Here is a 25,261-nt window from a genome sequence, read left to right as displayed (position 1 = left end):
CAAGGACTGGACATGGCTGAAGAGGGCTTGCGGCCAATTATCGTCAAGCGCATCAAGAAGAGCGGCGGCGGTCACCACGGCGGCGCATGGAAGATCGCGTACGCCGACTTCGTGACGGCCATGATGGCCTTCTTCCTTCTGATGTGGCTGCTCGGCTCGACCACCAAGGGCGACCTGAACGGCATCTCCGAATACTTCAAGACCCCGCTCAAGGTCGCCATGCAGGGCGGCGCCGGCAGCGGCGACAGCTCGTCCGTCATCCCCGGCGGCGGCAAGGACCTGACGCGCAAGGAAGGCCAGGTCAAGGCCACCGACGACCCCTCGATCAAGAAGACCTACAACCTGTCGGCCGCCAAGCAGGCGCTCGAGCACGAGGAGACCGTGCGGCTGCAGGCGCTCAAGGAGAAGATCGAGGCCAAGATCTCGTCCGATCCGCTGCTCAACAAATACAAGAACCAGCTGCTGCTGGACCTGACCAGCGAAGGCTTGCGGATCCAGATCGTCGATGAGAAGAACCGGCCCATGTTCGCGCTGTCCAAGGCCGAGCTGGAGCCGTACGCGCGCGACATCCTGTACGAGATCGGCTTCGTGCTCAACGATGTGCCCAACAAGATCGGCCTGTCCGGCCACACCGACGCCACCCCCTACATGAACGACGCCGGCTACAGCAACTGGGAATTGTCGGCCGACCGCGCCAACGCCTCGCGCCGGGCGCTGGTGGCCGGCGGCATGAACGAGAACAAGATCCTGCGCGTGGTGGGCCTGGCCTCGGCCGCCTACCTCGACAAGCAAGACCCGTTCAACCCCATCAACCGCCGGATCAGCATCATCGTGATGAACAAGAAGACGGAAGAGAATGTGATGCGCGACAGCGCCAAAATCGATGTCGGCATCGCCGAGCCCGCAACCAGGGCGGCGGCCGCCGCGGCCGGCAAATGAGGCCGGCGCGGCGCGCGGAAGGATGAGCAGGAGAATGAGACTGTTATGACGAGAAAAAAAATACTGGGCTCCCACGTGAAGCGGCTGTTGTCGGGCGTGTCCGACCATGGCCGGCGCCACCTGACGGAGGTGGAGACGGATCTGATCCAGACCGGCCTGCTGCTGGAGGAGGCGATCGAGAAGCTGACCTTCAACTTCATGGCCATCCACCAGGCCGTGGAGGCCGAGCAGGACACCATCAAGCTGCTGCTGGCCGGCGGCACCCCGACGCCCGAGCAGAAAGCCAGGCTGGAGGAGTTGCACGCGCAGGTCGGCAACCACGTGAACGCGGCCATCACCAGCATGCAGTTCCAGGACATGACGAGCCAGCTGATCGACCGCACCCTCAAGCGGGTCACGGGCTTGCGCGAATTCCTCGGCACGCTGGGCGCGCACGGCGCCGAGATGCTGCCCGAGAGCGACAACGAGGAGATCGTCGCGTTGCTGGGCAAGGTCAGCATGGCGCTGGCGATACAGAGTCTGGAACTGCGCAGCGTGCTGCGCAAGGCCGTCAGTCAAAAACACCTGGAGAGCGGCGACATCGAGCTGTTCTAGCCCGGTCCGGCGCATGATCGATTTAAAAAAGAGGGGCCCGTCCCCGGAATTGAAGAGTGAGAGCAAAGATGGCTAAAACAATACTTGCAGTTGATGATTCCAGTTCCCTGCGCCAGATGGTGGCCTTCAGCCTCAAGGCTGCCGGCTACCAGGTGGTGGAGGCGGTCGATGGCCAGGACGGTCTGGAAAAAGCCAAGCTGCAAACCGTGGACCTGGTGCTGACCGACCAGAACATGCCGCGCATGGACGGCCTGCAGCTGATCAAGCTGCTGCGCGAGCTGCCGGCCTACCAGAAGGTGCCGATCCTGATGCTGACCACGGAGTCGTCCGACGAAATGAAGTCCAAGGGGCGCGCCGCGGGCGCCAATGGCTGGCTGGTCAAGCCGTTCGACCCGCAGCGCCTGATCGAGGTCGTGAAAAAGGTCATCGGCTGATGAAGCGAGTGCACTGATGCAAAGCGAACTTCACGGAGTCTCACCATGACCATCGATATTAGCCAGTTCTTCCAGGTCTTCTTCGATGAGGCCGAGGAACTGCTGGCTGAAATGGAGCGGCTGCTGCTGGCCGTCGACATCGACGCGCCCGACGCCGAGGACCTGAACGCGATCTTCCGCACCGCCCACTCCGTCAAGGGCGGCGCCTCCACGTTCGGCGTGACCGACATGACGGAGGTCACGCACATCCTGGAGACCCTGCTCGACCGCGTGCGCAAGGGCGAGATGGCGCTCACCTCCGAGCACGTGGACGCCTTCCTGGCCGCCAAGGACATCCTCAAGATGCAACTGGACGGCCACCGCCACGGCGCCGAGGTCGACCAGGACGCCGTGGCCGACGTGCGCATGATGCTGCAGTCGCTGTCGCAGGACGCGCCGGTGGCCGCGCTGGCCCACATCGCGCCGTCGTTCCACAACAGCGCGCCCGAGGCGGCCGCCGTCGACCACAGCGGCGGGCGCCGCTACCGGCTCGAACTGCCGGCCATGGCGCACCGCGAGGTGACGGCGCTGGGCGCGGAGCTGGGCCTGATGGGCCACGTGGCCATCACCCCGCTCGACCACGACCGCAACGCGATGGTGGTCACCACCCACGAGAGCCTGGACGACATCATCGCCATCTGCTCGTTCGTGCTCAATCCGGACCAGATGGCGGTCACCGAGCTGCCGGCCCTCACGCCCGAGCAGGCCGGCCTGGAGCAGGCCGAGCGGGCCAGGACGGAGGACGCGCTCGGCTACGGCTTCTTCGACCCGGTCGATCTGACGCCGGCCGCGCCGGCGCCGGCGCAGGCGGCATCGGCCGCCGCCGGCCCCGGCTACGGCTTCTTCCAGCCGCTAGACGAGATCCGCGCCGCCGCCGCCGAAGGCGCCGACGACGCGCGCGGCTATGGCTTCTTCCAGCCGCTCGAACAGATCCGCACCGCCGCCGGCCTGCCGCCGGAACCGGCGCCCGTGGTGGCGGCGCAGCCGCACCACGACGAGCACGAGAAAAAGCCGGGCAAGAAGGAGGACAAGGCCACGCCCGCGCCGGGCGCCGAGTCGTCCTCGATCCGCGTCTCGATCGAGAAGGTCGACCAGCTGATCAACCTGGTGGGCGAACTGGTGATCACCCAGGCCATGATCGAGCAGCGCGTCGACACGCTGGACCCGATGGTGCACGAGCGCCTGCTCAACAGCGTCAGCCAGCTCACGCGCAACACGCGCGACCTGCAGGAAGCGGTGATGTCGATCCGCATGATGCCGATGGACTTCGTGTTCTCGCGCTTCCCGCGCATGGTGCGCGACCTGGCGGCCAAGCTGGGCAAGAAGGTCGATTTCATCACCAACGGCGCGGCCACGGAACTGGACAAGGGCCTGATCGAGCGCATCGTCGATCCGCTCACCCACCTGGTGCGCAACAGCATCGACCACGGCATCGAGATGCCCGACGTGCGGCGCGCGGCCGGCAAGGCCGACGCCGGCCGGCTGTTCCTGTCGGCCAGCCACCAGGGCGGCAACATCATCATCGAGGTGTCGGACGACGGCGGCGGCCTGAACCGCGAGAAGATCCTGGCCAAGGCCGTGCAGAGCGGCCTGCCCGTGAGCGACACCATGGCCGACGCCGACGTCTGGCAGCTGATCTTCGCGCCCGGCTTCTCCACCGCCGAACAGGTGACGGACGTGTCCGGCCGCGGGGTGGGCATGGACGTCGTCAAGCGCAACATCACGGCCATGGGCGGGGTGGTCGACATCCGCTCGGCCAAGGGTTACGGCACCACCATCTCGATCTCGCTGCCGCTCACGCTGGCGATCCTGGACGGCATGTCGATCCGGGTCGGCGAGGAGGTCTACATCCTGCCGCTGGGCTTCGTGATCGAATCGCTGCAGCCGGCCCCCGAGGACGTCAAGGAGATCAGCGGCAAGGGCAAGGTGGTCAAGGTGCGCGGCGAATACCTGCCGCTGGTGCCGCTGTACCAGATGTTCGACATCACGCCGCGCTTCACCTGCCCGTCCGAGGGCATCGTCGTCATCATCGAGACGGAGGGGCGCAAGGCCGGCCTGTTCATCGACGACCTGGTGGGGCAGCAGCAGGTGGTGGTCAAGAACCTGGAATCGAATTACCGCAAGGTGGCCGGCATTTCCGGCGCCACCATCCTGGGCGACGGCGGCGTGTCGTTGATCCTCGATGTGGCGGCCTTGATACGTTCGTCGCGCCAGCTGGCCGACGAATCGATCTTTTCATGAATTGTTTGACATATAAATAGGGACGCATCATGGCGGAAGCGCTTACCATAGGAGCAAAAGAGATCGCCGGCCACGAATTCCTGGCATTCACGCTGGGCAAGGAGGAGTACGGCATCGACATCCTGAAGGTGCAGGAGATCCGCGGCTACGAAGCCGTGACCCGGATCGCCAATGCGCCGGAGTTCATCAAGGGTGTGATTAATCTGCGCGGCATCATCATTCCGGTGGTGGACATGCGCATCAAGTTCAACCTGGGCACCCCGGTCTACGACCAATTTACCGTGGTGATCATCCTGAACATCGGCGGACGAATCGTCGGCATGGTGGTCGATTCGGTGTCGGACGTGACCACGTTGACGCCGGAGCAGGTCAAACCGGCGCCCGAAATGGGCACCGCGTTCAGCACCGAGTACATGATCGGCCTGGGCACGATCGACGAGCGCATGCTGATCCTGGTGGACATCGATAAATTGATGGCCAGCCCGGAGATGGGATTGATCGAATCGCTGGCCGCCTGAGGCCGATGTAGAGGCGCCGCGCGAGCGGCATCGCAGACCACGCCGTCGACGCTCCGCAGAGAGCCGGAGAGCGGCATAGCGCCCCAGCGCAGCGGGGCGCGCAAAAATGAGCAGGCACAAGGGGAGAACTGAAATGAATTTACGCGACGTTAAGATTGGGTCCCGGTTGATGGCTGGTTTCGGCATCATCCTGCTGATCCTGGTGGCCATGGTGTTGTCGGCCAACTTCCTCAACTACAGCAACAAGGCCAAGCTGACCAAGGGCTTGCAGCTGTCGACCGCCAAGAGCCTGCAGGCGGCCATCATGAAAAGCTCGATGCTGGAGACCGGCATCGCGATGCGCAACATCGGCCTGCAGTCGGACGTGAGCCTGATGCAGAAGGAGGAGGCGAAGGTCAAGGACCAGCGCAAGGTGTATGAGACGGCCATCGGCCAGCTCAAGAGCCTGGGCTTGACGGACGCGGAAAAGAAGATCCTGGGCGACATCGCCACGCTGGACGCCGACACCGACGCCGCCTTCAAGGAGGCCATCGGCCAGGTGCTGGCCTTTAACAGCGAGGGCGCGGCCAAGGTGATCGCCAGCCGCATCGACCCGCTGAACCAGCAGACGCTGGCGCTGCTGAACAAGGTGGTCGACATCCAGCAGGCCGCCGCCAAGGACGTGATGGACAGTTCCGTCTCGGCCGACACGCAGCTGATGTTCATGCTGTTCGGCCTGGGCGCCGTGGCCGTGGCGCTGGGCGTGACGTGCGCGCTGATCATCACCCGTTCCATCACCGTGCCGCTGTCGGGCGCCGTGGCCGTGGCCCAGAAGGTGGCGGCCGGCGAACTGACCTCGCAGGTGACGGTGGAAGGCAAGGATGAGACCAGCGCGCTGCTGCAGGCGCTGAAGGACATGAACGAGAGCCTGGTCAAGACCGTCGGCGACGTGCGCGCCGGCACCGAGACCATCACCGTGGCCTCGCAGGAGATCGCCTCGGGCAACGCCGACCTGTCCTCGCGCACCGAGGCGCAGGCCAGCTCGCTGGAGGAGACGGCCAGCTCGATGGAGGAACTGACCTCCACCGTGAAGCAGAACGCGGACAACGCGCGCCAGGCCAACCAGCTGGCCGTGTCGGCCTCGTCGGTGGCGGAGAAGGGCGGCACCGTGGTGTCGCAGGTGGTCGACACCATGGGGTCGATCAAGGAATCGTCGCGCAAGATCGTCGACATCATCGGCGTGATCGACGGCATCGCCTTCCAGACCAACATCCTGGCCCTGAACGCGGCCGTGGAAGCGGCCCGCGCGGGCGAGCAGGGCCGCGGCTTCGCCGTGGTGGCGGCCGAGGTGCGCAACCTGGCCCAGCGCTCGGCCGGCGCCGCCAAGGAGATCAAGGAACTGATCGGCGACTCGGTCGACAAGGTCGACGCCGGCAGCAAGCTGGTGGACGAGGCCGGCCAGACCATGGACCTGATCGTCACCTCGATCAAGCAGGTGGCCGACATCATGGGCGAGATCACCGCCGCCACCCAGGAGCAGAGCAACGGCATCGAGGAAGTGAACCAGGCCATCACCCAGATGGACGAGATGACGCAGCAGAACGCGGCCCTGGTGGAGCAGGCCGCCGCCGCCGCCGAGAGCATGCAGGAGCAGGCCCACAACCTGGCCGAGGCCGTCAGCATCTTCAAGCTGTCGCATGACGAGCAGGCCCGCCGTCCGGCGGCGCCGGTGCGTCCGGCCCCGGCCGCCGTGGTGGCCGCGCCGCGTCCGGCCCCGGCGCCCGTGCGTCCGGCCGTCACGGCCCGCCCGGCCGCCCCCAGGAAGCTGGCCGCCTCGGCGCCCGGCGACGACTGGGAAGAGTTCTGAGGCAGTCGAGCGGGACAGGCATTGTTACAAGATTCATTGAAGGGTAAAACAAATGCCGAATGGTAAAGACACCATCAAGGAGTTTGATTTCAACGCCAGGGACTTCGAACGGGTCCGTGGCCTGATCTACAAACGGGCCGGCATCTCGCTGGCCGACAGCAAGCAGGAGATGGTGTACAGCCGGTTGGCGCGGCGTCTGCGCGCCACCGGCATAGGCAGTTTCGGCAAATACCTGGACGACCTGGAAGCGGGCCGCCTGGGCGAGGAGTGGGAAGCGTTCACCAACGCGCTGACCACCAACCTCACGTCGTTTTTCCGCGAGGCCCACCACTTCCCGCTGCTGGCCGAGCATGTGCGCCACCTGCAGGGGCCGATCACCATCTGGTGCTCGGCCAGTTCCACCGGCGAGGAGCCGTATTCGATCGCCATGACCGTGTGCGAGGCGTTCAACACGCTGACCCCGCCGTGCCAGATCATCGCCACCGACATCGACACCAACGTGCTGGCCACGGGCGCCAACGGCGTCTACGGCATGGACCGGATCGAGAAGATGTCGCCCGAGCGCCAGCGCCGCTTCTTCCTCAAGGGCAAGGGCGAGCGCGAGGGCCTGGTGCGGGTGCGGCCCGAGCTGCGCCAGCTGATCACCTTCAAGCAGCTCAACCTGCTGGCCGACAGCTGGCCCATCACGGGCCCGTTCGATGTCATCTTCTGCCGCAACGTGATGATCTACTTCGACAAGGCCACCCAGCGCAAGATCCTGTCGCGCTTCGTGCCGTTGATGAAGCCCCATGCCCTGCTGTTCGCGGGCCATTCGGAGAACTTCCTGTACGTGTCGGACTCGCTGAAGCTGCGCGGCAAGACCGTGTACGAGCTCGATACCCAGCACCAGGGCCCGGTGCACAAGGTCGCGGCCCACCGCGCGTGAGACTAGAACATGGACCTCGAACAATTTGCCACGAACGTCTATTACGACAGGACGTTCGACTGCGACGCCGCCAAGATCCTGCCCGGTGAGTACTACTACACCAACAAGGACATGCTGATCGTGACCGTGCTCGGCTCGTGCGTGTCGGCCTGCATCCGCGACCGCACCACGGGGCTGGGCGGGATGAACCACTTCATGCTGCCCGACGGCGGCGGCGACGGCAGCCCCGTGTCGGCCTCGGCCCGCTACGGCACCTACGCGATGGAGGTGCTGATCAACGACCTGCTCAAGGCCGGCGCCAAGCGCGAAAACCTGGAGGCCAAGGTGTTCGGCGGCGGCGCCGTGCTCAAGGGCTTCACGGCCATCAACGTGGGCGAGCGCAACGCCGCCTTCGTGCTCAACTTCCTCAAGGTCGAGCGCATCCGCGTGGTGGCCGAGGATCTGAACGATATCCACCCGCGCAAGGTGTATTTCTTCCCCCGCACCGGCAAGGTGCTGGTCAAGAAGCTGATGCAGACCCACAACGATACGCTGGCGCGGCGCGAGATCGAATACGCCAGCCGCCTCAAGGTGGCGCCGGTGGCCGGCGCCATCGATCTGTTCTGATCTGTTCTGACAAGAAGAGGGCGACAAGCCCGGAAAGACCTGTATGAAGATCAAAGTCCTGATCGTCGATGACTCCGCGCTGATCCGCAGCGTCATGACGGAAATTATCAACAGCCAGCCCGACATGGAAGTGGTGGCCGCCGCCCCCGACCCGCTGGTGGCGCGCGAGTTGATCAAGCAGCACAACCCCGACGTCCTGACCCTGGACGTGGAGATGCCGAAGATGGACGGCCTCGATTTCCTGGAGAAGCTGATGCGGCTGCGCCCGATGCCGGTGGTGATGGTGTCGTCGCTGACCGAGCGCGGCTCCGAGATCACGATGCGGGCGCTGGAGCTGGGCGCCGTCGATTTCGTCACCAAGCCCAAGATCTCGATCCAGGCCGGCATGCGCGAATACACGGAGCTGATCACGGACAAGATCCGGGCCGCCTCCAAGGCGCGCGTGCGGGCCCGCACCCTGCCGCAGCCGGGCGCGGACGGCCACGCGCCGCTGCCGCAGCTGCGCAATCCGCTGACCTCGTCCGAAAAACTGATCATCATCGGCGCCTCCACCGGCGGCACCGAGGCGATCCGCGAATTCCTGATGCAGATGCCGTCCGACTGCCCCGGCATCCTGATCACCCAGCACATGCCCGAGGGCTTCACGCGCTCGTTCGCCAAGCGGCTCGACTCGCTGTGCAAGATCTCGGTGCAGGAGGCGGCCGGCAACGAACGCGTGCTGCCGGGCCACGCCTACATCGCGCCCGGCCACTCGCACCTGCTGCTCACGCGCAGCGGCGCCAACTACATGACCAAGATCGAGCAGAGCGAGCCGGTCAACCGCCACCGCCCGTCGGTGGACGTGCTGTTCCGCTCGGCCGCCCAGTGCGCGGGCAAGAACGCGGTGGGCGTGATCCTGACGGGCATGGGCAAGGATGGCGCGCAGGGCATGCTGGAGATGAAAACGGCCGGCGCGTATAATTTTGCGCAGGACGAGGCCAGCTGCGTGGTGTTCGGCATGCCGCGCGAGGCGATCGCGATCGGCGCCGCGCACGAGGTGGGCGCGCTGCAGGCGCTGCCCGGCATGGTGCTCGGTTACCTGGCGGCCCACGGCATGCGGGCGTTGCGCGTGTAATCCGTGCAAGGATGACGTTTTACTGCTACTTTGTTCGCCTTCAAGCAACGAAAATGCTATCCTACAACTTGCTGGCAATTGTAGTCACTATTAACAACGCGTAAGAGAATCAACGGAGTAATTCATGGCTGATCCAAAGATGAAATTTTTAGTCGTAGACGATTTTTCGACGATGCGCCGCATCGTCCGGAATCTGTTGAAAGAACTGGGTTATGCCAACGTCGACGAGGCTGAGGACGGCGTGATGGCGCTGGCCAAGTTGCGCGCCGAGCAGTTCGACTTCGTGGTGTCGGACTGGAACATGCCGAACATGGACGGCCTGACCATGCTGCAGAACATCCGTGCCGATCCCGCGCTGGCCAAGCTGCCCGTGTTGATGGTGACTGCCGAAGCGAAGAAGGAAAACATCATTGCGGCGGCCCAGGCCGGCGCCAATGGCTATGTGGTCAAGCCGTTCACGGCCGCCACGCTGGACGAAAAGCTCAACAAGATCTTCGAGAAACTCGGGGCCTGATGAGAGGGGGCCGCATCCCAGCGGCGCCCCGAAGCGATGCGCAAGGGGCATGAAAACAGCTTGCTGAACGGGCCGCGGGTAGCCCCGACCGGCGGAACATCACCATGCATCAAACCAATTTTCTAGTCCGCGAGCCTTTGCTCGATCCCAAGCAGCGCGTGGTCGGGTACGAACTCACGTGGCAACAAGCGTCGGCGGCCGCCTTCACGGCCGACGACCTGGAGCAGCTGGTCGGCTTCGTGGCCGGCCAGGTCAACGGCGACGACGGCGGCTGGCTGCTGCGCGACAAGACCCTGTTCCTGCAAGCGGTGCCGGCCATGTTGTCGACGGACGCCCTGTACAACATGCCGCCCGAGCACACGGTGCTGTCGATCAGGACCAGCGAGCTGGCCAATCCCTCCACGCTGCAGGCGGTGCAGGCGCTGCGCGCCGGCGGCGTCGGCATCCTGCTGCGCGAGGCCGACCTGGCCCGCATCGGCAACCGCCTGCCCACCATCGCCTCCTACGTGGAAGTGCGCTTCTCGGGCGCCGACGTGGCGGCCCAGGCGCGCAGCTACGCGTTGCTCAAACAATCGACGGTGCACATGGTGGGCCGTCCCGTGACCACCTGGGCCGACTTCGACGCCTGCGCCGCGCTGGGGCTGGACGCCTTCGTCGGCAAGCTGCACCTGACGCCGCGGCCCGGCGCCGACACCAAGGGCATGAACCCGGCCCAGACCATCATCATGCAGCTGATGCAGATGGTGAAGCAGGAGGCCGACATCCAGCAGATCGAAGCCGTGCTCAAGCGCGACGCCACGCTGTCGTACAAGCTGCTGCGCTTCATCAACTCGGCCGGCTTCGGCGCCGGGCGCGAAGTGCAATCGCTGCGCCAGGCCCTGGCCCTGCTCGGCTACACGCCGCTGTACCGCTGGCTCACCTTGCTGCTGGCCACGGCCAGCACCAGCGGCTATTCGCCGGTGCTGCTGGAGACGGCCGTGGTGCGGGGCCGCCTGGCCGAACTGCTGGGGCAGGGCGCGCTGGGCAAGAGCGAGGCGGAGAACATCTTCGTGGCCGGCATGTTCTCGCTGCTGGACCGGCTGCTCGGCATCCCGATGCAGGAAGTGCTGGAAGCGATCCAGCTGTCGGACGACGTGGTGGCCGCGCTGCTCACGCGCGGCGGCAAATACGGACCGTACCTGGCGCTGGCCGAAGCGTGCGAACTCAATTCCGCGCTGGTGGCCTCGCTGGCGGCGTCGCTGAACCTGACGCCGCTGGAGGTGAACAAGGCCCACCTGTCGGCCCTGTGCTGGGCGCAGAACCTGGCCAACTGACCGGCGCCGGCGCGAAAAAAAACCAGCCGAGGCTGGTTTTTTTTCGTCCGGGGCCAAGCCGGTGATGCCGGAACTGACCCCGCTGGCGGCTTAGATTTCCAGGTTATCGATCAGGCGGGTGCCGCCCAGCTTGGCCGCGGCCAGCACCACCAGCGGCGCGCCCTGGGCCAGGTCGCCGGCGCTCGGCGGCTGCAGGTCGATCCGCTTGCGGATCGAGATGTAGTCGGGCTTCCAGCCGCGCTTGGCCAGATCCTCCATCGCCTTGTGTTCGAGCTGGAAGACGTCGAGGTGGCCGGCGCGCATCTCGTTGGCCACGAAGTTCAGGCTCTGGAACAGGGCCGGCGCTTCGGCCCGCTCCGCTTCCGACAAGTACATATTGCGCGACGACAGCGCCAGGCCGTCGTCGGCGCGGTAGGTCTCGGCCGCGATGATCTCGGTCGGCAGCGCGAACTGGCGCGCCATGTTGCGCACGATCATGAGCTGCTGGTAATCCTTCTTGCCGAACACGGCCACGCGCGGCTGCACGCAGGCGAACAGCTTCATCACCACCGTCGTCACGCCGGCGAAGAAGCCGGGACGGAATTCGCCTTCCAGCGTGTTGCCCAGGTCGTCGGGTGGGCGGATGCGGAATTCCTGCGGCTCCGGATACAGGTCCTTTTCCGTCGGCGCGAACAGCACGTACACGCCTTCCTTTTCCAGCTTTTCGACGTCGGCCTGGAAGGTGCGCGGGTATTTTTCGAAGTCTTCGTTGGGGCCGAACTGCAGCCGGTTGACGAAGATGGACGCCACCACGGGGTCGCCGTGCTTGCGCGCCAGCCGCATCAGCGACAGGTGGCCTTCGTGCAGGTTGCCCATGGTGGGCACGAACGCGGTGCGCAGCTGACCGCTCAGTTGGTCGCGCAGTTCTTCGATGGAGGAGATGATTTTCATGGCTAGGGTGCGATGGGCGTAAAAAGAATGCGATGGGCGGCCGTCAGGCGGGCGAGTAGGCGAGGCGCACGTAGATCGGTGCGAACGGTTCGGCCTGGGTGATTTCGATCAGGGTTTCCTTGGCCAGTTCCAGCAGCGCGACGAAGTTGACCACCACCACCGGCACGCCGCCGGCGATCTCGAACAGGTCGGCGAATTCGACGAAGCGCGCGCTTTGCAGCTTGCGCAGGATGGCCGTCATGTGCTCGCGCACGGACAATTCCTCGCGGCTGATCTTGTGGTGCTGGGTCAGCTTGGCGCGCTTGAGCACGGCTAGCCACGCCTGCTGCAGGTCGACGGTGGCCACGTCGGGCCAGGTCGGCACCAGGCTTTGTTCGATGAAGATCTGGGTGCGCACGAAGTCGCGCCCGACCTGCGGGATCGTGTTGAGGTCGTAGGCGGCCAGCTTGATCTGCTCGTATTCGAGCAGGCGGCGCACCAGCTCGGCGCGCGGGTCGCCGGCCTCGTCCTCGTGCTCGGCCTTCTTCTGCGGCAGCAGCATGCGCGATTTGATCTCGATCAGCATGGCCGCCATCAGCAGGTATTCGGCCGCCAGCTCCAGGTTGGACAGGCGGATCTGGTCGACATACTTCAGGTATTGCAGCGTGACCTGCGCCATCGGGATGTCGAGGATGTTGAAGTTCTGCTTGCGTATCAGATACAGCAACAGGTCGAGCGGGCCTTCGAACGCTTCGAGGAAGATCTCCAGCGCGTCCGGCGGGATGTAGAGGTCGGTCGGCAGGCGCAGCAGCGGCTCGCCGTACAGGCGTGCCAAGGCGGCGCCCCCGGCCTGGGCCGGGGCGCCGTCGGCGGTGTCGCCGGGCGCGGCCGCCTGCGCGAGCACGCTGGCCGCCGCCGTGGCCGCTTCGCCGGCCGAAGCCGGCGCGTCGGCCGGCGGTTCGGCCACGGCGAGCGCGGCGTCACCGGCCGGCGTCAGCGTACCGGCGCTCGCCGTTTCCTCTGGCAACATGGTGCCCGCCCGCAGTGCTTAGACTTTGTTCTGGTAGACGTACGCTTGTTGTTTGACGGCCGAGGCCAGCTGGCGTTGCTGCTCGTCCAGCGACAGCGGTGCCTTGTCCCACAGGCGGGCGCGGCCTTCCTGCTGGCCTTTTTCGATCTCGGGGTGCTTGGCCTTCAGCGCCTTGATGAACAGGGTGTGGTCGGATTCGTACAACTGATGTTGTTTAGTGAGTTTCATATTAGCGAGTTGGGTGGGTCAGCAGCGCGTATTTTACCGCGCCCGGCGCCGGGGGCGGTAATTCTATCGCTGCTACCGGGCAAGTTTAGGCGCCCGCGCCTAGAATTTGTGGCGTATGCCCAGCGCCGTCGTGTTGCCGTCGCTCGATGTGCTCAGCCTGTCGTACACGAACACGGCGTAGACGTCGGTGCGCACCGACAGGCTGTAGTCGTAGCCGGCCGTGGCCGTGTCGCGCCGGAATTCGGGCCGGTTCTGGCCTTCCTCGCGCGAGCGGGCCCAGGCCAGCAGGTAGCGGCCGGCGCCGGACGGCACTTGCAGCCCCAGTTGCGTGGTGCGCGTGCGGCGGCCGCTGCCATCCATGCGGTTGCGGTCGTAGCTGCCATACAGCTTGACGGTGCGCAGGTCGTAGGCCACGCCCGTCAGCCACGTGTCCTGGCGCGGCGCGGCGGCCGTGATGCCCAGCCCCGCCTCGACCCGCTGGCCGCCCGCCACCAGCAGCAGCGGCCCGGCCTCGTAGCGCAGCACGGCGGCCGCGTTGTGGCTGGACGTGGCGGGGTTCTCCCCGGGCGCGTACTGGCCCACCAGCGTGACGCCGCCCAGGGTGGGCGACGTGTAGTGCAGGGCGTTGCTCCAGCCCGTGTCGCCGGCCACGGCGCCGCCGTAGGGCGGGCTCCACAACTGCGTCATCAGCGGCGAGAACCGGGTCGAGAAGGCGTAGGGATTGACGGCGGCCGAGGCCTGGAACAGGGGATTGGGCACCCGGCCCAGTTTGACGGTGCCGAAGCCGCCGCTCAGGCCCACATAGGCGGCGCGGGAAAACAGCGGATCATTGGCGAAGCGGCCCGATTCGCCGGTGTCGAGCCGGACCACGCCCTCCAGCGCGAACACGGTCTTCAGCCCGCGCCCGAGCTCCTCGCCGCCGCCGATGCCGTAGTAGGACGTGGTCATGCCGCCGTTGTTGACGGCCCTGGCGGCCACGCCGCCGCTGGTGTTGACATTGCCGGCGAACACGTCGAGCGTGCCGTAGACCCGGACGCCGGTCTGCTGCGCCATGCACGGTGCGGCCAGGCAGAGCAACAAGGCGGCCGCCAGGGCGGACAGGGTGGGGCGCATGGCGGTTCCTTTCAGTCCGGCTGGCGGGGGGGGGGCATGTCCGGCGGCGCCGGCGGCATGCAATGTTATAAAAGGTTGAACACAATTTTACCTTCAATTGATGGGCTGGACGACGATTGCGCGGCCATTGTGGCGGCGCCGGTACAGGCCCGTTGCTGCCAGGTCACGGCGCGATGGTGCGCAATCGGTTATGCTCAAGGGCTACACTTGCCTGTTTGCTCTTATTGGATACGCCGCATGACCCATCGCCTCACGCCCCGGACCGCCTTGCTGTTGACCATTCCGCCCCTGCTGTGGGCCGGTAACGCCATCGTCGGCCGTCTGGTGCACGAGATGGTGCCGCCCATCCTGCTCAACTTCCTGCGCTGGCTGATCGCCCTGGTCATCCTGTTGCCGCTGGCCGGCCCCGTGTTCCGGCGCGGCAGCAGCCTGTGGCCGCACTGGCGCCGCTTCGCCATGCTGGGTCTGCTGGGCATCGGCATGTACAACGCGCTGCAATACCTGGCGCTGCAGACGTCGACCCCCATCAACGTGACGCTGGTGGCCTCCGGCATGCCGGTGTGGATGATGCTCACGGGCTGGCTGTGGTTCGGCGCGCGCGTCACGCGGCGCCAGATGGCCGGCGCCGTGCTGTCGGTCGCCGGCGTGCTGCTGGTGCTGGCGCGCGGCGAATGGCAGCACTTGATGGCGCTGCGGCTGGTGGCGGGCGACCTGTTCATGATCCTGGCCAGCATCGCCTGGTCGCTGTACAGCTGGCTGCTCACGCGCGCGCTGGAACCGGCCGACCTGCGTGCCAGCTGGGCCGGTTTCCTGCTCGCGCAGGTGGGGTTCGGCGCGCTGTGGTCGGGCGCGTTCGCGGCCGGCGAGTGGGCGCTCGGCAGCGCGGCCGTGCAATGGAGCTGGCCGCTGGCGGCGGCCCTGCTGTACGTGGCCGTGGGGCCGGCCATCATCGCGTTCCGCTGCTGGGGCGAGGGCGTGCGCGAGGCGGGGCCGGCCATCGGCGCCTTCTTCGTCAACCTCACGCCGCTGTTCGCGGCCCTGATGTCGTCGGCCTTCCTGGGCGAGGCGCCGCACGGCTACCACGTGGCCGCGTTCGCGCTGATCGTGGGCGGCATCGTCGTGTCGTCGCGCCGCTGAAGGTCAGCGGAAACGCTGCGGGATCGCCTCCTGGAACGGGTAGAACTGGAAATAGGGCCTGGCTTCCTCCAGCACCCGGTGCACCGATGGCCGCGCCATGAGGCGGGTGAAATAGGCGTGCAGATGGTGCCGGTCGGCCGGGATGGCCACCAGTGTGCTGGCGTAGAACAGGGCCGGCGCCGCCGCGCAATCGGCCATGCTGAAGCCGGAGCCGGCCACCCAGTTGCGCTCGCTCAGTTGTTGTTCCAGCATGTCGTAGGCCGTGGCCAGCATGGCCCGTTGCGGCGCCAGGTCGGCCCCGCTGTTGTGCAGGCGGTCGGCCACGATGCGCTGCATCGGGTCTTGCACGTAGCCGTCGAAGAAGCGCTCCCATAACCGCACGTCGAGCGCCTCGTTCCAGTCGGCGGGGATCAGCGGGCGGTGGCCGGGGAAGTGATGGTCGAGGTATTCGATGATGATGGTGGACTCGGGCACGTCGCGCCCGCGCGCGTGGTCGCGCAGCACGGGAAAGCGGACCGGCGGCCAGATCGCCCCCAGCGCGGCGCGGTCGTCCGCCTTCCCCAGGTCGATCAGGCGCTTCTCGAACGGGGTGCCGTTCTCGTACAGCGCGATCAACACCTTGTGGCAGTACGATGCCAGCGGATGGTAGTACAGCGTCAGGGACATTCTGTTCTCCTCAGCGGACGGGGGCACGCCACCTGCCCAATCTAGCGCAAATTGCCCGCCTGTGGCGCACGGGGCCGCCACGATAGAAAATCGGTATTGCGAGCTCAGCCATTTACAGTAACATAGGGTTGTTCATATGTCGCAAGATTGACATGGCGACATATCGTTCACTTTCCGCGCAGCGCTTATTTGGGAGAACATGATGGGATTGCTAGATCAACTGGTGGGCCAGGTCGCGGCGGCGGCCGGCGGACAAGGCCAGGAAGGTGCGCCGCAGGGGACCCTGATCGCGGGCGTGATGACCATGATCGACAACGCGGGCGGCGTGCCCGCCGTGCTGGCGCAATTGCAGGCCAGCGGCCTGGGCGAGCATGTGGCGTCGTGGCTGGGCACCGGCGCCAACCTGCCCGTCTCCGCCAGCCAGGTGGCCGAGGCCCTGGGGGCCGGTCAGCTGGCGCAGGTGGCCCAGCAGGCGGGGGTGGAACCGGAACACGCGGCCAGCGGCCTGGCGCAATTGTTGCCGCAACTGATAGATCATCTGAGCCCCGGTGGCCAGTTGCAGGAAGGTGGCTTGCTGTCGCAGGGGTTGACCCTGCTGGCGGCGAAGTGGTTGGGATGACCGCGCGGCGCCCTGGGCGCCGTGTGGCGGGTGCAGTGTTAACGTTGATTTAATTTTAAAAAAGGGAAAAATCCATGAAAAAGATGATCGCCGCAGGTGCCGCATGTATCGCCGCCCTGGTTTCGACCGCCGCCTTCGCCGCCGCGCCTGAGACCGCGTCCGCGCCCAAGACGGCCCAGCAAACCAAGATGGCCACCTGCAACACCGACGCCGCCGGCAAGAAGGGCGCTGAGCGCAAGGCCTTTATGAAGGAGTGCCTGAGCAACAAGCCAGCCGCTGCCGCGGCGCCGATGACCCAGCAGGAAAAGATGAAATCGTGCAACGCCGACGCGGCCGGCAAGAAGGGCGACGAGCGCAAGGCCTTCATGAAGGGTTGCCTGAGCGGCGGCAAATAAGCGGACGGGGCCGGCACACCCTGGTGCGCCCGGCCCTCATTGACGCAGCTTGCCGAGCATGTCCTTCAGGATGCCTTGGGACAGCCCGGCCAGTTCGGGCGAACGGCGCTCGATTTCGTGGGCGATATCGGCCATCAGCCAATCCATCTCGTCGAGCAGGCTGCACAGCTCGACCTGCATGGTGGTGTCTTCCTGGGCCACTTCCAGCAAGGCGCTCATATTGTCGGGATCGAATCCCGCCTGCAGCACCAGCGAGCGCAAGTTGCCCATGCGCTCAGCCAGAAACGTCAGCGCCCCTTCCACCGGCGCCGCCAGCGGCTTGCGCATGCGGTGCCACGCTTGCAGCAGCGCGGCCAGATGGTTGGCCTGCGCGGCGGCGGCCTCCTCATTGGGCGGGGCGCGCAGATCGTCCGGGCCGACATGCAACAGGTCGCGCAACGTCGCCGTCAGTGCCGGATCGAAGCGGCCCTGGTTGATCCGGAACAGCATGTCGACCCGCGGCAAAGGGAAGCGCTTGATCACCGCCTGCGCGACATCGGCGATCGCCACCAGCCGTCCCAGGCGGCCGATCTTGTCGCCGGCCAGACCATGCGGGTAGCCGCTGCCATCGAGCCGTTCATGGTGTTGCAGGATGGCCTGCACCGTCGGCGCCGAGAAGCCCTCCATGTCACGCAGCAGCACGTAACCGGTGATCGGGTGCACGTGGACGAAGCGCCGCTCGGCGGTCGTGATGGCGTGGCCGGGGTCGAGCACGTCGGGATCGGTGTGCATTTCCCCCACGTCATGGAAGAGCGCGGCCAGCAAGGCCCCGTTGCACTCGTCCTCGGGCAGCTGGCGCCGGTGCGCGATCGCGAACGCGATCATGGCGGCGCGCAAACCGTGCTGGTAGATCTCGGGCCGCTGCTCGCGCATGACCGTCAGACGGAACTGTGCCGGCGCCGGCAGCTTCAGGTTGTTCAGGCTGTACTTGAGGCGCCCCGGGTCGCCGCCGCGCGTGAGGATGCGGCGGTAGACTGGGTCGCGCTCGATGATGCGGTCCGCCTCCAGCGCCAGCGCGTGCGGGTCGACCGCATGCTCGGCGGTGAGCATGCCGTCGATCGGGGCCGCCAGCCGGTGGCAGGTCAGGCGTTCGAACTGCCGGCTGTCGATGCGCGCCCCCTTGGCCACCAATAACATGCCGTTGCTGGCGAAGATGTCGGCCGTGGTGACGACCGGCCTCGCATCGCCCATCGCCGTGGCGGCCCGTATGTAGTGTGGACTTTCACCCGGCAATTCCTCGCCGGTCACCGCGGCCATCGCCTGCGCCATTTTCCCCTCCGACTGTGGTAGCGTCGCGCCCGCGCCATGCCGTCCCGGCGGACCCCGGCGCCAATGATCAGGAAGGTGAACCTGGTGGAATGGGAACTGCCTGGTCGGTGCGTTGACTTGTCCTGGTCAATATACCGTGCCGGTGAAAATCAAACGGCGCCAGTGTTGGCGCCGTGCATGCGTCAAATCATCTCGGTGTGAAAAAACGCCTGCATGGATGGGGCGCTCAGCGCCGCAGCAGCCGGCGCATCACCACCGGGGCCGGTTCGAGCGGATTGGCGTGCGAGTATTCGAGCTCCCCGGCCAGCTCGAATTCGAAGGCCGTGTAGAAATCGATCAGCTTGGGCTGGTCGCTGCGCACGGCCAGCCGCACCTCCTCGATGCCGCTCGCCAGCGCGTGGTGGATCACCGCCTCCAGCAAGTGCTGCGACAGGTGCTGGCCACGGTGGCCGGGCAGCACGCCCATGCGCGCCACCTCCCACACGTCCGGCTCCGCGTCGAGCGGCAGCCAGCGCACGGAGCCGACCGGCGCGTCATCGACCAGCAAAATAAAACCGCCGCCGTCGCGCAGGTGCTGCGCGACGAGGACGGCGGTTTCGCGGTGGCCGCTGGAGGTGACGCTGACCTTGCCGGCCCACGCGGCGCGCGTGAGCTCGGCGATCAGTTTTGCGTCGTCCGCCGTCGCTTCGCGCACCAGGATGTTCATGCGGTTGCCTGGCCCGGGTCCGTTAGCTGATCCGCATGCCCGGCGTGGCGCCCGGCCATGGGTTGAGGATGTAGATGCCGGGGTTGGCCTTCTCATCGACCGCCGAGGCGGCCATCACCATGCCTTCGGAGACGCCGAACTTCATCTTGCGCGGCGCCAGGTTGGCGACCAGCACGGTCAGCTTGCCGATCAGGTCTTCCGGCTGGTACATCGACTTGATGCCGGAGAAGACGTTGCGCATGCGGCCTTCGCCGGCGTCCAGCGTCAGGCGCAGCAGCTTGTCCGAGCCTTCCACGTGTTCGCAGTTGACGATCCTGGCGATGCGCAGGTCGACCTTGAAGAAGTCGTCGACCGAGATCTCCGGCGCGATCACTTCGATGCCGGTCTCGGTCACGGCGACGGCCGGCGCGGCCTTGGCCTTGGCCGCCTTCTCGGGCTTGGCGGCGGGCGTCGCCGCTGCCGCAGCCTGTTGCGCGGGGGCGTCGAACAGGTCGTCGATCATCTTCGGCTCGACGCGCTTCATCAGGTGGTCGTAGGCGCCGATGGTGCGGCCCAGCATGGTGTTCCAGACGGCGCCGGTCGACACTTCCGTGTCGGCCCACACCAGCTGCGCATCGTTGAGGAACTTGCGCACGTTGGCGGCCACGCCCGGCAGCACCGGCGACAGCATGATGGTCAGCTGGCGGAACAGGATCAGGGCGGTGGTGCAGACGTCGTGCAGCTCGGCCAGTTTGGCTTCATCCTTGGCCAGTACCCAAGGCTTGTTGTCGTCCACGTACTGGTTGGTGATGTCGGCCACCTCCATGATCTCGCGCAGGGCCTTGCCGAACTCGCGCGCCTCGAAGTGGGCGGCGATGCTGGCCTGGCGCTCGGCGCCGGCTTCGGTGAGCAGGGCGCGCTTGATCCACGCTTGCGCGTTGTCCGACAGCGACGACGCCAGCTTGCCGTCGAACTTCTTGGTGATGAAGCCGGCGCAGCGCGAGGCGATGTTGACGAATTTGCCGATCAGGTCCGAGTTCACGCGGGCCACGAAGTCATCACCCGTGAAGTCCAGGTCCTCCACTTTCGCGTTGAGCTTGAAGGCGATGTAGTAGCGCAGCCATTCCGGGTTCATGCCCAGGTTCAGGTAGCGCAGCGGCGAGATACCGGTGCCGCGCGACTTCGACATCTTCTCGTTGTTGACGGTCAGGTGGCCGTGCACGTTCACTTTGAGCTTGTCGATCACGGGGTGGCCGGCGAACTTCAGCATGGCGGGCCAGAACAGCAGGTGGAACGAGACGATGTCCTTGCCGATGAAGTGGATCTGTTCCGTGGCCGGGTCGTTGAGCAGGCCGTTGAAGTCGATGCCCTTTTTCTGGCAGTAGTTCTTCAGGCTGGCCAGGTAGCCCACCGGCGCGTCCAGCCACACGTAGAAGAACTTGCCCGGCGCGTCGGGAATCGGGATGCCGAAGTAGGGCGCGTCGCGCGAGATGTCCCAGTCGGCCAGCTTCTCGCCGGCCTCGCCCAGCCATTCGCTGACCTTGTTGACCATCTCAGGCTGCAGACGGCCCGGCGTGTTGAGCCAGTCGCGCAGGAACTGGAAGCAGCGCGGGTCGGACAGCTTGAAGAAGTACTGCTCGGAAGGCTTGAGGATCGGCGTGGAGCCGGTGAACACGGAGAACGGGTTCACCAGTTCGGTCGGCTGGTAGGCCGCGCCGCACACCTCGCAGTTATCGCCATACTGGTCCTTGGCGCCGCATTTCGGGCACTCGCCCTTGATGTTGCGGTCGGCCAGGAACATGCCCTTGACGGGGTCGAAGAAGCGGTCCACCACCTTGGTCGCGATCAGGCCGGCGTCGCGCAGCTTGCGGTAGATGCCCTGCGACAGTTCGACGTTTTCCGGCGAATCGGTCGAGTACCAGTTGTCGAAGGCGATGTGGAAGCCGTCCAGGTACTGGGCCCGGCCGGCCGCGATCTTGGCCACGAATTCCTGCGGCGTGATGCCTTCCTTCTCGGCCGCGATCATGATCGGCGTGCCGTGGGTGTCGTCGGCGCCGACAAAGTGCACCTCGCGCTGGCCGTCGCCGTCGCGCTGCATGCGCTGGAAGCGCACCCAGATGTCGGCCTGGATGTACTCCATCATGTGACCGATGTGGAAGGCGGCGTTGGCATAAGGCAGGGCAGTGGTGACGAACAGCTTGCGGGTCATGATTGATGCACTTTGTGGGTGGATAAAAGAAGCATTTTAACAGCGGAAGTGCGGAATGCGCACTTTCGGGGCAGGGGCAATCCTGTAATTTCGGCTATTTTGCGCTAGACTGCTGCATCACTTACGGAGATTTCCATGAGCATCACTGCAGAAGACGTCAAAGCGGCATTGGCAAAAGTACTTGACCCGAATACAACGAAGGACTTCGTCAGCGGCAAGGCCGTGAAGAACATCAAGGTCGACGGCGGCGCCGTTTCGGTCGACATCGAACTCGGCTACCCGGCCAAATCCCAGTTCGACGCGATCCGCGCCAGCGTGACGGACGCGCTGCGGGCGCTGCCCGGCGCCGGCGCCGTGACCGTCAGCGTGCAATCGAAGATCATCTCGCACACGGTGCAGCGCGGCCTGAAGCTGCTGCCCAACGTGAAGAACATCATCGCCGTCGCCTCCGGCAAGGGCGGGGTGGGCAAATCGACCACCGCCGTCAACCTGGCGCTGGCGCTGGCGGCCGAGGGCGCGTCGGTCGGCGTGCTCGATGCCGACATCTACGGCCCGTCGCAACCGATGATGCTGGGCGTGAACGGCCGGCCCGAGACGCGCGACGGCAAGACCATGGAGCCGCTCGAGAACTACGGCCTGCAGGTGTCGTCGATCGGTTTCATGATCGACCCGGACGAGCCGATGGTGTGGCGCGGCCCGATGGTCACGCAGGCCCTGCAGCAGCTGCTGGAACAGACCAACTGGCGCGACCTCGATTACCTGATCGTCGACATGCCGCCGGGCACGGGCGACATCCAGCTCACGCTGTCGCAGAAGGTGCCGGTGACGGGCGCGGTGATCGTCACCACCCCGCAGGACATCGCGCTGCTGGACGCGCGCAAGGGCTTGCGCATGTTCGAGAAGGTGGGCATCCCCATCCTCGGCATCGTCGAGAACATGAGCACCCACATCTGCTCCAACTGCGGCCACGCGGAGGAGATCTTCGGTTCCGGCGGCGGCGCCAAGATGTGCAAGGATTTCGGCGTGGAGTTCCTCGGCGCCTTGCCGCTGACGATGGCGATCCGCGAGCAGACCGACTCCGGCAAGCCGACCGTGGTGGCCGAACCCGATGGCCCGGTGGCGGCCATCTACAAGGATATCGCGCGCAAGATCGCGGTGCAGGTGTCCGAGAAGGCCAAGGACATGACCAGCAAGTTCCCCAGCATCGTGATCAAGAACGATTGATGCTGCCGTTGTTTGACCCCGTGGTTTAACCTGGAGATGCGCGCAATGAAAATCGCAGCAAGCATGATGAGCCGCATGGCGGCTGCCGTGGTCCTGATGGCCGGCGTGGCGTCTGGCGCCCAAGCCGAAGCCCAATCGGTCAAGATCGTCGAGCCGGCCGATGGCGCCACGGTCAGCAGTCCGTTCAAGGTCAAGTTCGGCGTGGATGGCATGGAGGTGAAACCGGCGGGCGACATGAGCGCCAACACCGGGCACCACCACCTGCTGATCAACGCGGACGCCATCAAAGCGGGCGATCCGGTGCCGTTCGACGCCAGTCATCTGCACTTCGGCAAGGGGCAGACGGAAACGGAGGTCCAGTTACCTCCTGGAAGCTACACGCTCACGCTGCAGTTCGCCAACGGCGCGCACCAGTCGTACGGCCCGCAGTTGAGCAACAGTATCAAGGTGACAGTCAAGTAACCGGTGCCAGGTCTGTCAATCGGACACCAAGATCGCACCTTTGAGTTTGATCAATCGGAATAGAGGTCACCTATGGTAGGTGGCCTTCATCCAGGTCCGGTTGATCGTTAATAGACGCGGCTTGATAAATCTCAAAGGTGCGCGGCGGCTGTCCGAATGACAGACCTGACACCGGTGTGGACACCGGTGCATCGGCCAAGCCATGTTCGCGATCGCGCGGCAACGCGGTAAAATAGCTTCTTTTACACACAAGCTTTCTTACTTCGATGACCACCGCACCCGCCAAGCCAGTCCGCACCCGTTTCGCTCCCAGCCCCACCGGCTATCTTCACCTGGGCGGCGCCCGCACGGCGCTGTACTCCTGGGCCTTCGCCCGTCACTTCGGCGGCACCTTCGTGCTGCGTATTGAAGACACCGATCTGGAACGCTCCACGCCGGAGGCTGTGCAGGCCATCATCGACGGCATGCAGTGGCTGGGGCTGAATCACGACGAGGGTCCGTTCTACCAGATGCAGCGCATGGACCGCTACCGCGAGGTGGTGGCGCAGATGCTGAAAGAGGGCACGGCCTACCTGTGCTATTCGTCTCCTGAAGAAGTGGAGGCGATGCGCGAGCGCATGCGCGCTGCCGGCGAGAAGCCCCGTTACGACGGCACCTGGCGCCCGGAGCCGGGCAAGACGCTGCCGGCCATCCCCGCCGACCGCAAGCCGGTGGTGCGTTTCAAGAATCCGCTCGACGGCGATGTGACGTGGGACGACGTGGTCAAGGGCACCATCACCATCTCCAACAAGGAGCTGGACGACCTGGTGATCGCGCGCCCGGACGGCACGCCGACCTATAACTTCTGCGTGGCGGTGGACGACTGGGACATGGGCATCACCCACGTGCTGCGCGGCGACGACCACGTGAACAACACGCCGCGCCAGATCAACATCCTGCGCGCGATCGGCGCGCCGCTGCCGCTGTACGGCCACCTGCCGATGATCCTCGGCGCGGACGGCGAGAAGCTGTCCAAGCGCCACGGCGCCGTCAGCGTGATGGATTACCCGGCGCAAGGCTATCTGCCGGAAGCGATGCTGAACTACCTGGCGCGCCTGGGCTGGAGTCACGGTGATGATGAAGTGTTCTCGATGGAGCAGTTCTGCGCATGGTTCAACCTCGATCACCTGACCCGCTCGGCCGCCCAGTTCAACAATGAAAAGCTGGCCTGGCTGAACAACCACTACATCAAGCTGGCCGACAATCAGCGCCTGGCCGACCTGGCCATGCCGCACATGATCGATGACGGCGCCAACTTCGACGGCGCGCCCGCGCTGCCGGTCGTGCTGGGGCTGATGAAGGAGCGCGTCAACACCATCAACGAGCTGGCCGATGCGGCCATGCTGTTCTACCGCGAACCCAAGCCTGATGCGGCGCTGCTGGCCCAGCACTTCACGGACGCCGTGAAGCCGGCGCTGGCGCAATTCGCGGAGCGCTGCAAGACGGTGGAGTGGACCAAGGAAGCCTTGTCGGCCATGATCAAGGAAGTGCTGGCGGCGAACGGTTTGAAGATGCCGCAGATGGCGATGCCGCTGCGCCTGATCGTGACGGGGCAATTGCAAACGCCGGCCATCGATTCGGTCTTGCAAATTTTCGGCCGAGACGTTATTCTCTCGCGCCTGGCCAAATTTCTCTGAATTTGCTTTTAGCGACTAAGAGAATAAGCCGGCAAGGTTGCAGAAGGGTATTTGCACAAAACGATAACCCTGCTATAATCTTGCTTCTGCAGCACACGGGGGTATAGCTCAGCTGGGAGAGCGCTTGCATGGCATGCAAGAGGTCAGCGGTTCGATCCCGCTTACCTCCACCAGTATCAGAATGCAGTCGGTTCTGATCGTGTTGAAGAAGTAGTTTGGTTGTTCGCGGTCCCCATCGTCTAGAGGCCTAGGACATCACCCTTTCACGGTGAGTACGGGGGTTCGAATCCCCCTGGGGACGCCAAGTTGTAAAGCAGTAGATGTAGTTTGACGTTGTTTGTACTGATTGTTTGATGTTTGGCTTTACGCTGGATAGCAACAAGTAGTGAAAACAAAAGTCGCGAAGGCGGCTTTTATTATTTCTGCACCAGAGGGGGTATAGCTCAGCTGGGAGAGCGCTTGCATGGCATGCAAGAGGTCAGCGGTTCGATCCCGCTTACCTCCACCAATAAGTGCG

The 25,261-nt window shown here is 65.3% G+C and carries 25 protein-coding genes and 3 tRNA genes; 20 read left to right on the top strand and 8 right to left on the bottom strand.

The window, feature by feature from the left end; genetic code table 11:
• Positions 1 to 12 precede the first annotated feature (12 nt).
• The 11 genes from motB to AC1RQG_RS20855 all read left to right on the top strand — a co-directional run bounded on the left by motB (position 13) and on the right by AC1RQG_RS20855 (position 11,083).
• Positions 13 to 939 carry a flagellar motor protein MotB gene (motB, locus tag AC1RQG_RS20905; protein ID WP_493134201.1) on the top strand — a complete coding sequence of 309 codons (927 nt, stop codon included), beginning with the start codon at positions 13 to 15 and terminating at the stop codon, positions 937 to 939.
• Positions 940 to 984: 45 nt separating this feature from the next.
• Positions 985 to 1,533 (top strand): chemotaxis protein, encoded by a 549-nt coding sequence (locus tag AC1RQG_RS20900; RefSeq protein ID WP_493134199.1) that lies wholly within the window; start codon positions 985 to 987, stop codon positions 1,531 to 1,533.
• Positions 1,534 to 1,601: 68 nt separating this feature from the next.
• Positions 1,602 to 1,967, top strand: coding sequence for a response regulator (locus AC1RQG_RS20895; protein WP_182152942.1), 366 nt, complete (start codon positions 1,602 to 1,604; stop codon positions 1,965 to 1,967).
• Between the two features lie 45 nt (positions 1,968 to 2,012).
• Positions 2,013 to 4,247 (top strand): chemotaxis protein CheA, encoded by a 2,235-nt coding sequence (gene cheA, locus AC1RQG_RS20890; RefSeq protein WP_493134197.1) that lies wholly within the window; start codon positions 2,013 to 2,015, stop codon positions 4,245 to 4,247.
• Positions 4,248 to 4,276: 29 nt separating this feature from the next.
• Positions 4,277 to 4,765, top strand: a complete 489-nt coding sequence (locus AC1RQG_RS20885; RefSeq protein ID WP_182159298.1) for a chemotaxis protein CheW — start codon at positions 4,277 to 4,279, stop codon at positions 4,763 to 4,765.
• A 133-nt stretch (positions 4,766 to 4,898) separates the two neighbouring features.
• Complete coding sequence (locus tag AC1RQG_RS20880) at positions 4,899 to 6,611, top strand: methyl-accepting chemotaxis protein (RefSeq protein WP_493134194.1); 1,713 nt, start codon at positions 4,899 to 4,901, stop codon at positions 6,609 to 6,611.
• 52 nt (positions 6,612 to 6,663) lie between these two features.
• Positions 6,664 to 7,536, top strand: a complete 873-nt coding sequence (locus AC1RQG_RS20875) for a CheR family methyltransferase (protein ID WP_493134192.1) — start codon at positions 6,664 to 6,666, stop codon at positions 7,534 to 7,536.
• A gap of 9 nt (positions 7,537 to 7,545) precedes the next feature.
• A complete protein-coding gene (cheD, locus tag AC1RQG_RS20870) occupies positions 7,546 to 8,142 on the top strand; it encodes a chemoreceptor glutamine deamidase CheD (protein ID WP_182159289.1) in 597 nt (198 codons plus the stop codon).
• A gap of 43 nt (positions 8,143 to 8,185) precedes the next feature.
• The gene (locus AC1RQG_RS20865; protein WP_493134190.1) at positions 8,186 to 9,256 is read left to right on the top strand and encodes a protein-glutamate methylesterase/protein-glutamine glutaminase; all 1,071 of its coding nucleotides are present in this window, start codon (positions 8,186 to 8,188) and stop codon (positions 9,254 to 9,256) included.
• 124 nt (positions 9,257 to 9,380) lie between these two features.
• Positions 9,381 to 9,770, top strand: coding sequence for a chemotaxis response regulator CheY (gene cheY, locus AC1RQG_RS20860; RefSeq protein WP_028104141.1), 390 nt, complete (start codon positions 9,381 to 9,383; stop codon positions 9,768 to 9,770).
• A 104-nt stretch (positions 9,771 to 9,874) separates the two neighbouring features.
• Positions 9,875 to 11,083 carry an EAL and HDOD domain-containing protein gene (locus AC1RQG_RS20855; RefSeq protein WP_493134187.1) on the top strand — a complete coding sequence of 403 codons (1,209 nt, stop codon included), beginning with the start codon at positions 9,875 to 9,877 and terminating at the stop codon, positions 11,081 to 11,083.
• A gap of 90 nt (positions 11,084 to 11,173) precedes the next feature.
• On the opposite strand, the gene panC is transcribed toward AC1RQG_RS20855, so the two are convergent.
• The 4 genes from panC to AC1RQG_RS20835 form a co-directional block, all read right to left on the bottom strand.
• On the bottom strand, positions 11,174 to 12,013 hold the full coding sequence (gene panC / locus AC1RQG_RS20850; RefSeq protein WP_493134185.1) for a pantoate--beta-alanine ligase: 840 nt from the start codon (positions 12,011 to 12,013) through the stop codon (positions 11,174 to 11,176).
• 43 nt (positions 12,014 to 12,056) lie between these two features.
• The gene (locus AC1RQG_RS20845) at positions 12,057 to 13,022 is read right to left on the bottom strand and encodes a segregation and condensation protein A (protein ID WP_493134183.1); all 966 of its coding nucleotides are present in this window, start codon (positions 13,020 to 13,022) and stop codon (positions 12,057 to 12,059) included.
• 18 nt (positions 13,023 to 13,040) lie between these two features.
• Positions 13,041 to 13,250 (bottom strand): DUF3460 family protein, encoded by a 210-nt coding sequence (locus tag AC1RQG_RS20840; protein WP_182220259.1) that lies wholly within the window; start codon positions 13,248 to 13,250, stop codon positions 13,041 to 13,043.
• Positions 13,251 to 13,349: 99 nt separating this feature from the next.
• The gene (locus AC1RQG_RS20835; RefSeq protein WP_493134181.1) at positions 13,350 to 14,363 is read right to left on the bottom strand and encodes a porin; all 1,014 of its coding nucleotides are present in this window, start codon (positions 14,361 to 14,363) and stop codon (positions 13,350 to 13,352) included.
• Positions 14,364 to 14,600: 237 nt separating this feature from the next.
• On the opposite strand from AC1RQG_RS20835, the gene AC1RQG_RS20830 reads away from it, so the two are divergent.
• Complete coding sequence (locus AC1RQG_RS20830; protein ID WP_493134179.1) at positions 14,601 to 15,500, top strand: DMT family transporter; 900 nt, start codon at positions 14,601 to 14,603, stop codon at positions 15,498 to 15,500.
• A gap of 3 nt (positions 15,501 to 15,503) precedes the next feature.
• On the opposite strand, the gene AC1RQG_RS20825 is transcribed toward AC1RQG_RS20830, so the two are convergent.
• Positions 15,504 to 16,166, bottom strand: coding sequence for a glutathione S-transferase family protein (locus AC1RQG_RS20825; protein ID WP_493134177.1), 663 nt, complete (start codon positions 16,164 to 16,166; stop codon positions 15,504 to 15,506).
• A 202-nt stretch (positions 16,167 to 16,368) separates the two neighbouring features.
• On the opposite strand from AC1RQG_RS20825, the gene AC1RQG_RS20820 reads away from it, so the two are divergent.
• Both AC1RQG_RS20820 and AC1RQG_RS20815 read left to right on the top strand, forming a co-directional pair.
• Positions 16,369 to 16,785 carry a YidB family protein gene (locus tag AC1RQG_RS20820; RefSeq protein WP_493134175.1) on the top strand — a complete coding sequence of 139 codons (417 nt, stop codon included), beginning with the start codon at positions 16,369 to 16,371 and terminating at the stop codon, positions 16,783 to 16,785.
• Positions 16,786 to 16,859: 74 nt separating this feature from the next.
• The gene (locus AC1RQG_RS20815) at positions 16,860 to 17,180 is read left to right on the top strand and encodes a PsiF family protein (RefSeq protein ID WP_493134173.1); all 321 of its coding nucleotides are present in this window, start codon (positions 16,860 to 16,862) and stop codon (positions 17,178 to 17,180) included.
• A 36-nt stretch (positions 17,181 to 17,216) separates the two neighbouring features.
• Here the strand turns inward: AC1RQG_RS20815 and AC1RQG_RS20810 are convergent, their stop codons facing one another.
• The 3 genes from AC1RQG_RS20810 to metG all read right to left on the bottom strand — a co-directional run bounded on the left by AC1RQG_RS20810 (position 17,217) and on the right by metG (position 21,382).
• Positions 17,217 to 18,488 (bottom strand): HD-GYP domain-containing protein, encoded by a 1,272-nt coding sequence (locus tag AC1RQG_RS20810; RefSeq protein WP_493134171.1) that lies wholly within the window; start codon positions 18,486 to 18,488, stop codon positions 17,217 to 17,219.
• A 226-nt stretch (positions 18,489 to 18,714) separates the two neighbouring features.
• A complete protein-coding gene (locus tag AC1RQG_RS20805; protein WP_493134169.1) occupies positions 18,715 to 19,194 on the bottom strand; it encodes a GNAT family N-acetyltransferase in 480 nt (159 codons plus the stop codon).
• 22 nt (positions 19,195 to 19,216) lie between these two features.
• Positions 19,217 to 21,382 carry a methionine--tRNA ligase gene (metG, locus tag AC1RQG_RS20800; RefSeq protein ID WP_493134167.1) on the bottom strand — a complete coding sequence of 722 codons (2,166 nt, stop codon included), beginning with the start codon at positions 21,380 to 21,382 and terminating at the stop codon, positions 19,217 to 19,219.
• A 135-nt stretch (positions 21,383 to 21,517) separates the two neighbouring features.
• Between metG and apbC the strand changes: the two genes are divergently transcribed.
• The 6 genes from apbC (at position 21,518) to AC1RQG_RS20770 (ending at position 25,252) form a co-directional block, all read left to right on the top strand.
• Positions 21,518 to 22,606, top strand: coding sequence for an iron-sulfur cluster carrier protein ApbC (gene apbC, locus AC1RQG_RS20795; protein WP_493134165.1), 1,089 nt, complete (start codon positions 21,518 to 21,520; stop codon positions 22,604 to 22,606).
• Between the two features lie 45 nt (positions 22,607 to 22,651).
• Positions 22,652 to 23,068, top strand: a complete 417-nt coding sequence (locus AC1RQG_RS20790; RefSeq protein WP_493134163.1) for a DUF4399 domain-containing protein — start codon at positions 22,652 to 22,654, stop codon at positions 23,066 to 23,068.
• Positions 23,069 to 23,334: 266 nt separating this feature from the next.
• Complete coding sequence (gltX, locus tag AC1RQG_RS20785; protein ID WP_493134161.1) at positions 23,335 to 24,744, top strand: glutamate--tRNA ligase; 1,410 nt, start codon at positions 23,335 to 23,337, stop codon at positions 24,742 to 24,744.
• A gap of 97 nt (positions 24,745 to 24,841) precedes the next feature.
• A tRNA-Ala gene (locus tag AC1RQG_RS20780) sits at positions 24,842 to 24,917 on the top strand.
• 55 nt (positions 24,918 to 24,972) lie between these two features.
• Positions 24,973 to 25,048: transfer RNA gene (locus AC1RQG_RS20775), tRNA-Glu, on the top strand.
• Positions 25,049 to 25,176: 128 nt separating this feature from the next.
• A tRNA-Ala gene (locus tag AC1RQG_RS20770) sits at positions 25,177 to 25,252 on the top strand.
• Positions 25,253 to 25,261: the final 9 nt, after the last annotated feature.

This window comes from Rugamonas sp. GW822-FHT03B10 (genome assembly GCF_058801745.1).
Note: the sequence above shows the minus strand (reverse complement) of the source record. Positions and strands in the feature narration are given on the sequence as shown.